Raw genomic sequence first — 14,322 nt, 5'->3', positions numbered from 1 at the left:
TCCTTTCAAAGGGATGGTCCCACTGTGCCGCTGCGGCCGCTCCGGGCCCATCGGACCACTCCTGTTAAGCCCGTCGGTCTTGCCCTTAGCCAAAAGTACCACCGAAAAAAAAGGGGCCCGAAGGCCCCTTTTGTCGGACGCGCTGCCTCAGCTGCGGCGCGGGTTGTACGGGAAGGCGTCGCGGCGGTTGCGCACGCCGTCGCCGTCGATGTCGCGGTCCTGGAAGTTGAGGATGCCGTCGCCGTCGAAGTCGCCGTTCGGGCTGCGGCGTTCGGCGCGGCGCGCTTCACGCTGCGCCATGCGCTGTTCCCAGTTGCCTCCCACCATCACCCACTCGCCGTTGCCGCGCTGCACCCAGCGGGGCTCGCGGTACTCGTAACCGGAGCGATCGCGCATCCAGCTGCCTTCCATCCAGGCGTATTCGCTGCCGCGCCAGACATAGTGGCCCGGGGCCCAGACCCAGCCGGGTCGCGCCGTGGGCACGACTTCGTGGCGCGGCGCCGGCGGCGCGACGGAAACGATGGCGTTGTATTGGGCGTGCGCCGCGGCGCCGAGGCCCATCAGGGTGGCGGCCAGGACGGCGCCGAGCAGGGGTTTGTTCATGGTCAGTACTCCTTCAACAGATCACTGACTGTGGCGCGACGGCGGACCGTACCGCATCGGAGCGCGGCGGCATCGGCCGTCGGAGTCGTCCTGCAAGGGGACGGGCCAGTTCCCTCATGACGCGATGCATGCGCACCGCAGCACGAGGCGAAGCTCAGCGGCGCTTCTTCTGGATCGCGGTGGTGCGGCCGGTGGAGCGCACCGGCGAACGATGGCCCGACTTGGCCGTGGCCCGCACGGCGGAACGCGTGGCCCGCACCGGCAGGTGCAACACAACCTGCTGGCCCGCGCGGAAGGCGGCGGACGCGCCGACGTTGTTCCAGTCGGCCACCTGCGAGGCGCTCAGCTTGTAGCGGCTGGCGATGCTCGCCACCGTGTCGCGCTTGCCCGCGCGGATCACCGTTCGGCGCATCGCCGCTTCCGGCGCGAGGCTCAGCTGGCCGTTGTCGGCTACGTGATCGGGGACGTCCTGGGCGGCGTTCTTGCGCGGCACGATCAGCACCGAGCCCGCCTTGATCAACATGCGCGGCGGGATGGTGTTCACGTTGCGCAGCTCGTTCTCGTTCCAGGCCAGGCGGCGCGCGGCTTCCGCGGCGCTCATGGTGGACGGTGCGCTCCAGGCCGTCCACGAGGCGTACTTGCCTTCGTCGTAGGCCTCGAAGTTGCGCTTGAAGACGGTGGCGTTGTCCCAGGGCAGCAGGATCTGCGACGTGCCCGCGGCCAGGATCACCGGGCGGTTCAACTGCGGATTGAGGGCCTTGAAGTCCTCGATGTTGACGTCGGCCAGGCGCGCCGCGAGTTCGACGTCCATGTCCCGCTTCAGGGACACGGACTGGAAGTAAGGATGGTTCTCGATCAGGGGCAGGTCGGCGCGGAACTGCTCGGGGCTCAGCACGATGTTCTTCACCGCCTGCAGCTTCGGCACGTAGTTGCGCGTTTCCTCCGGCATGTTCAGGTCGGCATAGCCCGTCCCGCGGCCGGCGCGCTGGTTGCGCTGGATCGCGCGGCTCACGTTGCCTTCGCCCCAGTTGTACGCGGCCAGCGCCAGGTGCCAGTCGCCGAACATGCCGTAAAGCTTCTGCAGGTAGTCCAGCGCCGCGCGCGTCGACGCGAGCACGTTGCGGCGGTCGTCGCGGAACACGTTCTGCTTCAGGTCGTAGTCCTTGCCGGTGGCGGGCATGAACTGCCACATGCCGGCGGCGCGCGCGCTCGACACCGCCTGCGGATTGAACGCGCTCTCGATGAAGGGCAGCAGCGCGAGCTCCGTGGGCATGTTGCGGCGCTCCAGTTCCTCGACGACGTGGAACAGGTACTTGCGCGAGCGGTCCGTCATGCGCTGGATGTAATCGGGCCGCGAGGAGTACCACTGCTCGTGGCGCCGTACGTAGTCGTTGTCCAGCGCCGGCATGTTGAAGCCGCGGCGGATGCGCGACCACAGGTCGGGCGGCGTCTCCAGGGCCGTGACGCCTTGCGAGCGCAGGTCGGATGGCTGGATCGCGCTCATCGGACCCGAGGGGATCACGGCGGGAAGCGCCGGTTTCGCCTCGGCGATCTTCGCGGGCTGCGGCTGGTCCCGGTTGTCCACGGCGACCCCGTCGGGGCCCGAGGTGGTGGCGCAGCCGGCCAGCGCGAGCAGGGCGGTGAGGGCGAGCAGGTTGTACTTCTTCATCTGAACTCGTTCTTCCATTGGCGTAGGGCCGCGAACACCGCGACGGGGTCTGCTGGGTCCGCCCCGTTGAAGCCGTGGGCGGCACGCGTCACGGCCGGCTGGCTCGCGCGCAAAAAAGGATTGACCTGGTTCTCCAGCGCGATGGTGGAGGGCAGGGTGGGCTCGCCACGCGAGCGCCTTGCCTCGCATTGTTGCCGGTAATGGATCAGCTGTGTATTGCCGGGTTCCACCGCCGTGGCAAATTCCAGGTTTCCGAGGGTGTATTCGTGCGTGCAGCAGACGCGCGTGGTGCCGGGAAGGCCCGCGAGCCTGGAGAGCGAGTCGAACATCTGCCGCGGCGTGCCTTCGAACAGGCGGCCGCAGCCGGCGGAGAAGAGGGTATCCCCGCAGAAAAGCAGCGGGGCGCCCTGGAAGCCGGGGCAGAAATAGGCGATGTGGCCGGCGGTGTGGCCCGGGACATCGAGCACCTCGAAGGGCAGGCCCAGGACTTCGATCCGGTCGCCATCGGCCAGGCGCGTGAGCGGTTCGGGGATGCGCTCCCGCGCGGGACCCCAGACGCGGGCCCCCGTCGCCTCGCGCAGCGCGTCGACGCCGCCGATGTGATCCGGGTGGTGATGCGTGACTAGAATCGCGTCCAGTTGCAGCCCGTTCGCATCCAGGTACGACTGCACGGGGCCGGCATCGCCGGGATCGACGACCAGCGCCCGCTGTCCGTCGTGCAGCAGCCACAGGTAGTTGTCCTGGAAGGCGGGCAGCGGGATCAAGTTCATGAGCGAGCGGATTATAGGAATGCAGCAGTGGTTCGAAACCCCGCCGGGCAGGTATCTGCTCGCCTGGGAGCGGGCCGAATTCGACCGCGCGGTCAGCGACATCTTCGGTTACCACGCGCTGCAACTCGGCCTGCCGGAACTGGACGCCCTGCAAACCAACCGCATGCCCCACAAGTGGCTCGCGCTCAGCGAGGCGGAAGCCGCCGAGGACCTGGTGCAGCCCGACCTGATCGCCGACTACAGCGCGCTGCCCTTCGAGGAGAACAGCCTCGACCTCGTGGTGCTGCCGCACTCCCTGGAACTGAACGTCGATCCGCACACCACGCTGCGCGAGGTCGAGCGGGTGCTGGTGCCCGAGGGCAAGGTGGTGATCTGCTGCCTCAATCCCGCGAGCCTCTGGGGCCTGCGCCAGCGCCGCGCCCACGTCTATCACCGCCTCGGCCTGGGCGAGCTTTACCTGCCCGACGCCGGCGACTACATCGGCTACTGGCGGCTGCGCGACTGGCTGCGGCTTCTCAGCTTCGAAGTGGAGACCAGCAGCTTCGGCTGCTGGCGCCCGGCCTTCTCCAGCGAGAAGTGGCTGCAACGCTTCGACTGGATGGACTCCCTCGGCCAGCGCTGGTGGCCGATCTTCGGGTCCGTCTATTTCATCGTCGCCGTGAAGCGGGTGCGCGGGGTCCAGTCGATCGGCCCCAGCTGGAAGAAGGCCCAGCGCGTCGCCAGGGCGCCGGTGCCCGTGGCCAACCGCAGCCACCGCGAGACGCGCGAGCTCACAAGTATTGAATGAACCAGATCGAGATCTACACCGACGGGGCCTGCAAGGGCAATCCCGGCCCGGGCGGCTGGGGCGTGCTCCTGCGCTCCGGCACCACCCAGAAAGAGCTGTACGGCGGGGAAACCAGCACCACCAACAACCGCATGGAGCTGATGGCCGTGATCCAGGCGCTGGAGGCGCTCAAGCGCCCGTGCGCCGTCACGCTGTACCTGGACAGCCAGTACGTGCTGAAGGGCATCACCGAGTGGCTTCCCGGCTGGAAGGCCAAGGGCTGGAAGACCGCCAGCAAGCAGCCGGTGAAGAACGCGGAACTGTGGCGCCGCCTCGATGATCTGCTCCAGAAGGGCGGGCACGTGGTGGACTGGCGCTGGGTGCGCGGCCACAACGGGGACCCCGGCAACGAGCGGGCGGATGCGCTGGCCAACCTGGGCGTCGCGAGCACCCTGAAACGTTAGCGTGCCAACGCCTGTGTAAAGGGCAGGTAAAAAGCCCGCGACAGGGCGTCAGGGCCGCAACGATCGGGTTCCGGGGGCTATGCCCGAGCGCACACCTGCTGTTACATTGCGTCGTTTACCTACGCTGGCGGCGCGCCTGCGGGCCTTTCCACGGATCAGCTTAATGGCATCGAAGTTCCTCTACACCGCGGTCGCAGCGGTCGGCATCGTGGCAGCGTCGGGCGCCGCATGGTGGTACCAGCAGCAACCGCAGAAGCCCAAGGAGATCCAGTCCGAAGGGAAGTCGCCGGCTGCACCCGCCGCCGCGCCCACGGCCGCCGGTCCGGTGCGGGTCCCCGCCGTGGAGATCGCGCGGGTCGAGCTCCTGCGCATCACCGACGACGCCCAGGCGGTCGGCAGCCTGCGTTCGCGCCAGAGCGTGATGCTGCGGCCCGAAGTGTCCGGCCGCGTGACGCAGATCAACTTCCGTGACGCCGACCGCGTGCGCAAGGGCCAGCTGCTGGTGCAACTGGACGACCAGCTGCCGCTGGCGCAGGTGAAGCAGGCCGAGGCGGAGCTCTCGATCGCCCGCGCCAACCACCGCCGCAACCAGGAACTCGTCGAGCAGAAGTTCATCGCCCAGCGCGCCGTGGACGAAAGCGCGGCCAACGTGCAGGTGGCCGATGCCAAGCTGGCCCTGGCCCGCGCCACGCTGGCCCGCCTGAAGATCATGGCGCCCTTCGACGGCATCGCCGGCATCCGCAACATCAACATCGGCGACTACCTCAAGGACGGCGCCGACATCGTGAACATCGAGGACCTGGAAGCGATCTACGTCGACTTCCGCCTGCCCGAGCGCTTCCAGACCAAGGTACAGCCCGGCCAGTCGGCGCAGGTCGAGGTGGATGCGCTGCCCGGCAAGCGCTTCGGCGCGGTGCTGCTGGCCGTCGACCCCCTGGTCGACGCCAATGGCCGCTCGGTCGGCGTGCGCGGCTGCATCGACAACCGCCAGCTGCAGCTGCGCCCCGGCATGTTCGCCCGCGTCACGCCCGTGTTCGGCGTGCGCGACGACGCCAGGGTGATCCCCGAAGAGGCGATCGTCCCGCAAGGCGGCCGCCAGTACGTCTACCGCCTCGTCGACGGCCCCGACCACGACACCCGCATCGCCCAGCGCGTGGAGGTGAAGGTCGGCATCCGCCAGCCCGGCAAGGTGGAGATCGTGGAAGGCCTGATGCCCGGCGACGTGGTCGTCACCGCCGGCCAGCAGCGCATCCAGAAGGACGGCACGCCGGTGCGCGTGCTGGACATCGGCAAGGGCGCCAACGGCGCCCCCGCCGTGGCGACGGCCGGTGGACCGGCCGCGCGCAACAAGGCGGCCCCTTCCGAAGTCGTGGCGGCGGCCGCCGGCAATCCCTGCGTGGCGTCGGCGCCCGCGGTGCGCCCCGCCGCCCCGCGCAACGCCGCGCGCCACCCCGCCACCGGCGGCTGAGCGCCAGGAGCCAGCGATGCTATTGCCCGAGATCGCCATCCGGCGGCCCGTGTTCGCCACGGTGCTGTCGCTGCTGGTGCTGCTGATCGGACTGGTCAGCTTCACGCGGCTCGCCGTGCGCGAGTACCCCAAGATCGACGAGCCGATGGTCACGGTGAGCGTGAAGTACCCCGGCGCGTCGGCCGAGGTGATCGAGTCGCAGGTCACCAAGCCGCTGGAAGACTCCATCGCCGGCATCGACGCGGTGGACGTGATCACCTCCATCAGCCGTGCCGAGCAGAGCCAGATCCAGGTGCGTTTCCGCCTGGAAAAGGACGCCGACGCCGCCGCCGCCGAAGTGCGCGACCGGACTTCGCGCGTGCGCAACCGCCTGCCGCAGGCCATCGAGGAGCCGGTGATCGCCAAGGTGGAGGCCGATGCCTTCCCGGTGATCTGGCTCGCCTTCAGCAGCGACACGCTCAATCCGCTGCAGATCAACGACCTCGTCAACCGCATCGCCAAGCCGCGCCTGCAGACGGTGACGGGCGTGGCCGACGTTCGCATCTACGGCGAGCGCAAGTACGCCATGCGCGTCTGGCTCGATCCGGACAAGCTGGCCGGCTACCGCCTGACCACGCAGGACGTGGAAGACGCGATCCGGCGCAGCAACCTCGAACTGCCCGCCGGCCGCATCGAGTCGCAGCAGCGCGAATTCAGCGTCACCTCGCAGACCGACCTGGTGCGTCCGGGCCAGTTCGCCGAGATCGTGATCCGCAACGTCAACGGCTTCCCGGTGAAGATCCGCGACGTCGCGCGGGTGCAGGAAGCCGCCGCCGACGAGCGCAGCCGCGTGCGCCTGAACGGCAAGTACGCCATCTCCGCCGGCGTGATCCGCCAGGCCACGGCCAACCCGCTGCAGCTGGCCGAGGGCGTGCGCGACATGATGCCCAAGCTGAAGGCCGACCTGCCTTCGGACGTGCAGATCGAAGTGGCCAACGACAACTCGCTGTTCATCGACCGCTCGGTGAAGAACGTGTACCGCACCATCGGCGAGGCCATCCTGCTGGTGGCGCTGGTGATCTTCTTCTTCCTGCGCACCGTTCGGGCGTCGATCATCCCGATCATCACGATTCCCGTGTCGCTGATCGGCACCTTCGCGATGATGGCGCTGGCCGGCTTCACCATCAACACGCTCACGCTGCTGGCGCTGGTGCTGGCCATCGGCCTGGTGGTGGACGACGCCATCGTGATGCTGGAGAACATCTTCCGGCATATCGAGGAGGGGCTCGACCCGTTCTCGGCGGCGATCAAGGGCGCGCGCGAGATCGCCTTCGCGGTGATGACGATGACGCTGACGCTGGTGGCCGTGTATGCGCCGCTGGCGTTCACGCCGGGACGCACGGGCCGGCTGTTCGTGGAGTTCGCGCTGGCGCTGGCCGGCGCGGTGCTGGTGTCGGGCTTCGTGGCGCTGACGCTCACGCCCATGATGTGCTCCAAGCTGCTGCGCCACAACCCGAAGCCGAGCTGGTTCGACGCGCACATGGAGCGCTGGCTCACGGCCTTCTCCAGCGGCTACGCGCGCCTGCTGCGCTGGGTGCTGCTCACGCGCTGGACGCCGAAGCCGGGCGCCAACCGCTTCATGGGCGGCCTGCTGAAGGCACGCTGGATCGTGATCGGCGTCATGCTGCTCAGCCTGGTGACCATCGTCGGCGTTTGGCCGACGATGAAGTCCGAGCTGTCGCCGCTGGAGGACCGCGGCACGATCCTGGCCAACGTCAACGCGCCGGACGGCTCCACCATCGAGTACACCGACCGCTACGCGATGGAACTGGAGAAGCTGGGCAACGGCTACAAGGAGTTCGACCGCGTCTTCGCCAACGTGGGCAACCCCACGGTGTCGCAGGCCAGCGTGGTGTACCGCACGGTGGACTGGGAAGAGCGCAAGCGCACGACGCTGGACCTGGCCCGCGAGCTCGGGCCCAAGACCAACACGCTGCCCGGCGTGGACGCCTTCATCATCACGCCGCCTTCGCTGGGGCAGGGCTTCCGCGAGCGGCCGCTGAACTTCGTGATCCAGACCTCCGACAGCTACCAGAACCTGAACCGGGTGGTGCGCGAGATGATGGACGAGATCGCCAAGAACCCGGGCATCGTCTCGCCGCAGGTCGACCTGCGCCTGAACAAGCCCGAGCTGCGCATCGACGTCGACCGCGAGAAGGCCGCCGACCTGGGCGTGAGCGTCGAAGTGGTCGCCAAGGCCCTGGAAACCATGCTGGGGGGCCGCGTGGTGACGCGCTACAAGCGCGACGCCGAGCAATACGACGTGATCGTGCAGACACAGGCCAGCGGCCGCAGCACGCCGGAAGACATCGACGGCATCAACGTGCGCGGCCGCAACGACACCATGATTCCGCTGTCGGCGCTGGTCAAGGTGCGCGAGAGCGTGAGCCCGCGCGAGCTGAACCACTTCGGCCAGCGCCGCTCCGCCTCGATCACGGCCAGCCTGTCGCCGGACTACTCGCTGGGCCAGGCGCTGAACTTCATGGACCAGACGGCGAGCAAGGTGCTGAAGACCGGCTACACGACGGAACTGAACGGCACCTCGCGCGAGTTCAAGAACTCGCAGGGCGCGCTGATGATCGTCTTCGTGCTGGCGCTGCTGTTCATCTTCCTGGTGCTGGCCGCGCAGTTCGAGAGCTTCGTCGACCCGTTCGTGATCATGCTGTCGGTGCCGCTGTCGATCATCGGCGCGCTGCTGGCGCTGAAGTGGAGCGGCGGCTCCCTGAACGTGTATTCGCAGATCGGCCTGATCACGCTGGTGGGCCTGATCACCAAGCACGGCATCCTGATCGTGGAATTCGCCAACCAGCTGCGCGAGCAGGGGCTGGAGACGGTCGAAGCCGTGATCAAGGCGGCCTCGCAGCGCCTGCGCCCGATCATGATGACCACCGGCGCCATGGTGCTGGGCGCGCTGCCGCTGGCCATCGCGCACGGCGCCGGCGCCGAAAGCCGCCAGCAGATCGGCTGGGTGATCGTGGGCGGCATGAGCCTGGGCACCGTGCTCACGGTGTTCGTGGTGCCGACCATGTACATGCTGTTCGCCCGCAAGGAAGTGCCCGGCGCGAACAAGGCGGAAGCGCACGAGCATGCGGAGCATGCGCCGCATGGCGACTTGATCGCCAAGTAACGCCCACGCCTCCGTCACCCCCGCGGAGGCGGGGGCCCAGAGCATCCGGAAAGCGCCGCACCGCGGCGCTTTTGCTTTTGGAACGCGCTGGATTCCCGCCTCCGCGGGAATGACGAGGTGGTAGCCGAGGTTGACCTGCATGACTTGCCGGTGTGCAATCCGCTCTCATGCCCACGGTCACCTTCGCCCCGGCGCTGACCCGCCATGTCCCCTGCCCACCGCAGGACGTACCGGCGTCGACCCTGTGCGACGCCCTGGCCACGGCCTTCCTCGCGGCCCCCGCCTTGCGCGACTACGTCCTCGACGAGCAGGGCGCCGTGCGCAAGCACGTCGCCGTCTTCGTCAACGGCGAGATGATCGCGAGCCGCAGCGAGCTCGGCCAGCCGCTGGCCGCTGGCGACCGCGTCATGGTGATCCAGGCGCTCACGGGAGGTTGAGATGCAGCAGCTAGTGCAGGTCGGGACCCGCAAGGGCCTCTTCACCGTCCGCCGCACGCCCACGGGCTGGCGCCTCGGGCAACCCGCCTTTGCCGGCGAGCCGGTCACGCAGGTCGTCGCCGACCCGCGCACCGGCGAGTGGTATGCCGCGCTGCGCCTCGGGCACTTCGGCGTGAAGATCAAGCGCAGCACCGACCAGGGCGCGAGCTGGGAAGACGTCGCGACGCCGGCGTTTCCGCCCAAGCCTACCGAAGGCCCTCTGGCGGACGACAAGACGCCGTGGACGGTCGACATGGTGTGGGCCCTCGAAGCCGGCCCGAATCGCTTGTGGGCCGGCTGCCTGCCCGCGGGCCTGTTCGTCTCGGACGACCGCGGCGCGAGCTGGCAGCTGATCACGAGCCTCTGGGAGCAACCTGGGCGTGCGGAGTGGTTCGGCGGCGGCTACGACTACGCGGGCATCCATTCGATCCTCGTCGACCCGCGCGATCCGGCGCACGTGACGCTCGCCATTTCCTGCGCGGGCGTGTGGCAGACGCGCGATCACGGTGTGAGCTGGACCAACACGTCGGAAGGCATGGACGCCGGAGCCTACATGCCGCCGGAGCGAAGGTATGACGGCAACGTGCAGGACGTGCACCGCATCGCCGCCTGCGCCGCGCAACCCGACGTGGTGTGGGCGCAGAACCATGTCGGGATCTATCGTTCAGTGGACGGCGGCCTGCATTGGCAGGCCATCACGTCACCCGCGCCGAGCGGCTTCGGCTTCCCGGTGGCAGCGCACCCCGTGGACCCGCAGACCGCGTGGTTCGCGCCCGCGCATTCGGATGCGCAGCGCATGCCGGTGGATGGGCGGATGGTGGTGAACGTCACGCGGGATGGCGCGGCGACTTTCCATACGTACGGGGAAGGGCTGCCGTCGCGGGATGCGTATCACCTGGTGTACCGGCACGGGCTCGCGTGCGCGGCCGATGGGCAGACGCTGGCGATGGCGTCGACCACCGGAGGGCTGTGGGTCAGCGAGGATGGCGGGGAGAGCTGGGAGTGCGTGTCGCGGGATTTGCCGCCGGTGGCGGTGGTGCGGTTTGTGTAGCGGCTGCTACGCGCCTCACTTACTTCAAGCGCCGGAGAACAGCCTTCGTGGTTCTCTTCGAGCCGAACCAGTATCGCAGGTCACGGGCAAGGATCGGGATGATCTGCCATGCGATGGAACCATCGAGTCCCCTCGCCGGTGCGAGGTTGATCAGCGCAATGAGTAGACTGAAGTAGCCGAGGATCGAGATGAGCAGGGCACTCGGCGACATGGATCCAAGAGACGTCAAGTGCCCCAAGGCCATCAGCGGCAGCGCGACCGCGAGCTGCGCCAGCACTCCGCCCCACGCGATCATCGCGTGCTCCTTCAGTGTGTAGGGTTCCTCGAATTCGCAGAGGCCGTGGATGAAGGTGAGGTAGATGTTCGAGGGCGGATAGCCCAGCTTCTTGGCCACGAAGGCGTGCCCCGCTTCATGAAGGAGGATGACACTTGCGTAGGCGCCGACCGCGAGCATGGCGTGGACGGGCTCGCGGATCATCGTGCCGAACAGGATGCCAGCTGCCAGGATGGCGGACCAGTGAATCCGCAAGGTCGCACCGAAGATTGTGAGGCGTTTGAGGGTGATGTAGCCGCGCATATTGTGGGAGTCGTTCAGGCGCAGTTCACCTGCGCCAGGACTTCACCAGTACCGCGCGTGCTGCCGTCCACGAGAACTGCGAACCGAGTACCCGGGTTCATGCGAACGAGCGCCTTGCCCGGGAAAAGAAATTCTGCCTCGCACTCCACTGCCGATGCCGGGTTGTCCATAGGCAGGCGGACGGTGAAGCCCTCCGAGTCGACCACGAAAATGCAATGAAGCATGTCCTGTTCGTCGGCGCGCGCGTTCGACCGTTGCGGATCACTGAACGATATGCGCGTGTGTACATGGGGAACGAACGGTGATTTGGAGAGGAACGTCGGGAGTGCTGCGACGACGCGCTGCCGTGGCTTCGCGAAGTAGAGCAGCGCGAGCGAGCCCGGAACAATCCACACGAAAACGAGGAAGTAGCCAACGTCTTTCGCCTCAGGCGGACCAAAGCCGATGAGCAGGAGCCCAACCGTTACGCTTGCAGCCAGAAGGATGTAGATGCGCCTGCGCTTTTCGGGAGTGATATTCATCGCGCACGTCAGGCGTTATGAGTGTCAAGCGGAGCCGCATATGTCACTTTACCGTTCGCGATCGCCACGTGCCCGGGCCGCTGAAGTGCGTCAACAATCGAAGAAACATCGTCCGGCGTAAGCTGGCGCTGGAAGTGCGCGCCTATTGCGCTGCGCAGGGCCTTCTCGGTTTGAGGCTTTGTTGCCTTGTCCTGGAAAATCCTCGAGAGGAAAAGGATGGCTCGTTCCTCGGGAGATTTCACTTGCGTCGACTTCACGGCCGGAATCTCTTCGAGAGAAGCCCAGCGGCCGCAAAAGATATTCTTGTCTCTCAGATGGTGGATCAGCGGGTCAAAACCTGTGTCAAGCGAGACGATGTGGAAGAAGGCGTCTGGCTCCTGTACGGCAATGCGCCCGATGTAGTAGGCAATGTGAAAGTCCAGCGCATTTCGGCCCACCCCTGAAATCTTGATGTACTCCGCGCGATCGCCCATCTGCTGAATGGCGGTAACCACGTCAAAGGGCAGTTTGGTCTGAGTCGCACCAACGAATATCTTCGCTCGAAAGAAATCGGGGGCGAGAGCTGCGAGTGACGGCGGCTGCACGCTCTCGAAGTCGATCATGACGATGTTCAGCCGCAAGTCATCCTCCCTGTCTGCATTTTCCCGGATTCATCGCGACAACGAGATAAGGCAGTCGGCACCAAAGTGATGGGTACGCGCACGGGTCGTCCCCGTTCCTGGGTTTCTGCCAGGATGCTACGGTCGAGGAACGCGGAGTTCAAGTGTCATCTGGCGGGTGGGGCGCGCCGGCGGAGTGGGGATTGCGAAATACCAACGGCAGCCGCATGTGGCGACCGGAAACGGTGGGCACGCGAAGCGTGCCCACCCTACGAGCCGACCCCTAGATCACACCCTCGAACACCATCACGTCAACTTCGTCGCCCGATGCGACGTTCCCTTGCGCGTGATGCAGGACGATCAGGCCATTGGCTTGCACCATGGAGCTGAGCACCCCCGAGCCCTGGTTGCCCGTGGTGCGGACCTCGAGTCCACCGTCGGCCGTGCGCGTGACCGTGCCGCGCTGATACTCTGTCCGCCCCGGCTTCTTCCGCATCGCCTCCGCGCTGCGTGCCTTCAGATAAGGCGGCGCAGCCGCGCGCGCACCCATCATGCGCAGCAGCGCCGGCCGCACGAACGCCAGGAACGTCACCATCACCGCCACCGGATTCCCCGGTAGCCCGAACAGCACCGACTCGCCAATCCGTCCCACCGCCATCGGCCTTCCCGGCCGCATCGCGATCTTCCAGAACGCGACGTCGCCCAGCTTCTTCATCATGGCCTTGGTGAAGTCGGCCTCGCCGACGCTCACGCCGCCGCTGGTGATGATCGCGTCGGTGCGCGACGCGGCGTCGCGGAAGGCCTGTTCCAGCAGCGCGGGTTCGTCGCGGACGACGCCGAGGTCGATCACCTCGCAACCGAGCCGCGTGAGCAGCCCGTGCACCGTGTAGCGGTTGCTGTCGTACACCGCGCCCTCGCGCGGCGGCTCGCCGAGCGAGAGGATCTCGTCGCCGGTGGAGAAGTAGGCCACGCGCAGGCGGCGGAACACTTCCACCTGCGCGATGCCGAGGCTTGCGACGAGGCCGCAGGCCGCGGGGCCCAGGCGTTCGCCGGCTTGCAGGGCCGGGCGGCCTTCCATGAGGTCTTCGCCCCTGTGGCGGCGGTTGTCGCCCGGCTGCAGCAGGCCGGCGGGGATCTCCACGCGGCCGTCCGCGAGCGTCTTGGTGAATTCCTGCGGCACGACGGTATCGAGGCCGGCCGGCATGATCGCGCCGGTCATGATCTTCACGCACTGACCGGGGCGCATCTCGCCCTGCCAGGCCTTGCCCGCGAGCGCGGTGCCCACCACCTCGAGCTGCAGCGCGCCCTGCGCGAGCTGCGCGCCGTCGAAGGCGAAGCCGTCCATGGCGGAGTTGTCGTGCGGCGGCACGCTGATCGGCGAGACGAGGTCGCGCGCGAGCACGCGGCCGAGGGCGTCGAAGACGCCGGCCTTCTCCGTCTGCGTGACGGGCGTGACGAGCCGCGCGAGGAATTCGCCGACGCCGTCGGCGGAGAGCGCCTGCGGGTCGTAGCCCTGCAGCTGCGCCGCGATCTCGGCGATGGACTTGCTCACTGCTGCTCCAGCTTGTGCAGTTCCGCCAGCGTGTTGGCGTTGAAGAAGGCCGACGCGTCGTCGCCCGGCCGGTCGAAGGGCACCAGCACCGTCTTGTGCTGGCCGGTCCACGCATCGATCTTGCGGCCGCCGCCGTGCGTGAACTGCACCAGGCTTTCCATCAGTTCGTGCCTGATCAGCGAGAACACCGGCTGCGCGCGCACTTGGGAGCCTGCCCCGGACTCCGATCCGGGGTCTTCCTCGCGCGCAGCCGCCATCGCGATGTCGGCGTCCTCGCGCTCCATCGCTTCGGCCAGGCGCGCGACCATGTCCTGCGGGAAGAGGGGGGTGTCGCAGGGCACGGTGACCATGTAGGCCGTTTCGCAGCGCTCCAGCCCGGTGAGGAAGCCCGCCAGCGGGCCCGCATAGTCGGAGAGCACGTCGGGCCAGACCGGTACGCCGAAGGATTCGTAGGCGGCCAGGTTGCGGTTGGCGTTGACCATCACCTCGCCCACCTGCGGCGCGAGCCGCAGCATGGTGTGCAGCGCGAGCGGCACGCCGCGGAAGTTCTGCAGGCCCTTGTCGACGCCGCCCATGCGCGAGCCGCGGCCGCCGGCGAGGATCAGGCCGGTGATGTCTTCCCTTGCGATCATGGGCGGGG

The 14,322-nt window shown here is 67.6% G+C and carries 14 protein-coding genes; 6 read left to right on the top strand and 8 right to left on the bottom strand.

What is annotated here, in order from left to right; translation table 11 throughout:
• Window positions 1-147: 147 nt before the first annotated feature.
• The 3 genes from VF522_RS02455 to gloB all read right to left on the bottom strand — a co-directional run bounded on the left by VF522_RS02455 (window position 148) and on the right by gloB (window position 3,042).
• The gene (locus tag VF522_RS02455; RefSeq protein WP_330906622.1) at window positions 148-603 is read right to left on the bottom strand and encodes a hypothetical protein; all 456 of its coding nucleotides are present in this window, start codon (window positions 601-603) and stop codon (window positions 148-150) included.
• Between the two features lie 154 nt (window positions 604-757).
• Window positions 758-2,272 carry a transglycosylase SLT domain-containing protein gene (locus VF522_RS02450; RefSeq protein WP_330906621.1) on the bottom strand — a complete coding sequence of 505 codons (1,515 nt, stop codon included), beginning with the start codon at window positions 2,270-2,272 and terminating at the stop codon, window positions 758-760.
• Entirely contained in the window at window positions 2,269-3,042 is a 774-nt protein-coding gene (gene gloB / locus VF522_RS02445; RefSeq protein ID WP_330906620.1) for a hydroxyacylglutathione hydrolase, read from the bottom strand. Before gloB ends, VF522_RS02450 begins: the two co-directional genes overlap by 4 nt.
• 19 nt (window positions 3,043-3,061) lie before the next feature.
• Here gloB and VF522_RS02440 point away from each other — a divergent pair, with 19 nt between their 5' ends.
• The 6 genes from VF522_RS02440 to VF522_RS02415 all read left to right on the top strand — a co-directional run bounded on the left by VF522_RS02440 (window position 3,062) and on the right by VF522_RS02415 (window position 10,433).
• Window positions 3,062-3,829 carry a class I SAM-dependent methyltransferase gene (locus tag VF522_RS02440; RefSeq protein WP_330906619.1) on the top strand — a complete coding sequence of 256 codons (768 nt, stop codon included), beginning with the start codon at window positions 3,062-3,064 and terminating at the stop codon, window positions 3,827-3,829.
• Window positions 3,826-4,272: a ribonuclease HI gene (gene rnhA / locus VF522_RS02435; RefSeq protein WP_330906618.1), complete on the top strand. Its 447-nt coding sequence runs from the start codon at window positions 3,826-3,828 to the stop codon at window positions 4,270-4,272. Before VF522_RS02440 ends, rnhA begins: the two co-directional genes overlap by 4 nt.
• A 163-nt stretch (window positions 4,273-4,435) precedes the next feature.
• Window positions 4,436-5,740, top strand: coding sequence for an efflux RND transporter periplasmic adaptor subunit (locus VF522_RS02430; protein ID WP_330906617.1), 1,305 nt, complete (start codon window positions 4,436-4,438; stop codon window positions 5,738-5,740).
• A gap of 16 nt (window positions 5,741-5,756) precedes the next feature.
• Window positions 5,757-8,906: an efflux RND transporter permease subunit gene (locus tag VF522_RS02425; RefSeq protein ID WP_330906616.1), complete on the top strand. Its 3,150-nt coding sequence runs from the start codon at window positions 5,757-5,759 to the stop codon at window positions 8,904-8,906.
• Window positions 8,907-9,073: 167 nt separating this feature from the next.
• Window positions 9,074-9,343 (top strand): MoaD/ThiS family protein, encoded by a 270-nt coding sequence (locus tag VF522_RS02420; protein ID WP_330906615.1) that lies wholly within the window; start codon window positions 9,074-9,076, stop codon window positions 9,341-9,343.
• Between the two features lies 1 nt (window position 9,344).
• Window positions 9,345-10,433 (top strand): exo-alpha-sialidase, encoded by a 1,089-nt coding sequence (locus VF522_RS02415; protein ID WP_330906614.1) that lies wholly within the window; start codon window positions 9,345-9,347, stop codon window positions 10,431-10,433.
• Between the two features lie 19 nt (window positions 10,434-10,452).
• On the opposite strand, the gene VF522_RS02410 is transcribed toward VF522_RS02415, so the two are convergent.
• From VF522_RS02410 to mobA, 5 genes are all read right to left on the bottom strand, one after another.
• Entirely contained in the window at window positions 10,453-11,010 is a 558-nt protein-coding gene (locus VF522_RS02410; RefSeq protein WP_330906613.1) for a hypothetical protein, read from the bottom strand.
• 14 nt (window positions 11,011-11,024) lie between these two features.
• The gene (locus VF522_RS02405; protein ID WP_330906612.1) at window positions 11,025-11,531 is read right to left on the bottom strand and encodes a hypothetical protein; all 507 of its coding nucleotides are present in this window, start codon (window positions 11,529-11,531) and stop codon (window positions 11,025-11,027) included.
• 8 nt (window positions 11,532-11,539) lie between these two features.
• A complete protein-coding gene (locus VF522_RS02400; protein WP_330906611.1) occupies window positions 11,540-12,133 on the bottom strand; it encodes a PIN domain-containing protein in 594 nt (197 codons plus the stop codon).
• A gap of 280 nt (window positions 12,134-12,413) precedes the next feature.
• Window positions 12,414-13,682, bottom strand: a complete 1,269-nt coding sequence (gene glp, locus VF522_RS02395) for a gephyrin-like molybdotransferase Glp (protein ID WP_330906610.1) — start codon at window positions 13,680-13,682, stop codon at window positions 12,414-12,416.
• Complete coding sequence (gene mobA, locus VF522_RS02390; protein ID WP_330906609.1) at window positions 13,679-14,314, bottom strand: molybdenum cofactor guanylyltransferase MobA; 636 nt, start codon at window positions 14,312-14,314, stop codon at window positions 13,679-13,681. Before mobA ends, glp begins: the two co-directional genes overlap by 4 nt.
• Between the last annotated feature and the right edge of the window lie 8 nt (window positions 14,315-14,322).

It is taken from the genome of Ramlibacter sp., from assembly GCF_036383835.1.
Classification (GTDB): domain Bacteria; phylum Pseudomonadota; class Gammaproteobacteria; order Burkholderiales; family Burkholderiaceae_C; genus Ramlibacter.
The sequence above is the reverse complement of the archived record's forward strand: the minus strand, read 5'-3'. Positions and strand labels throughout refer to the sequence as shown.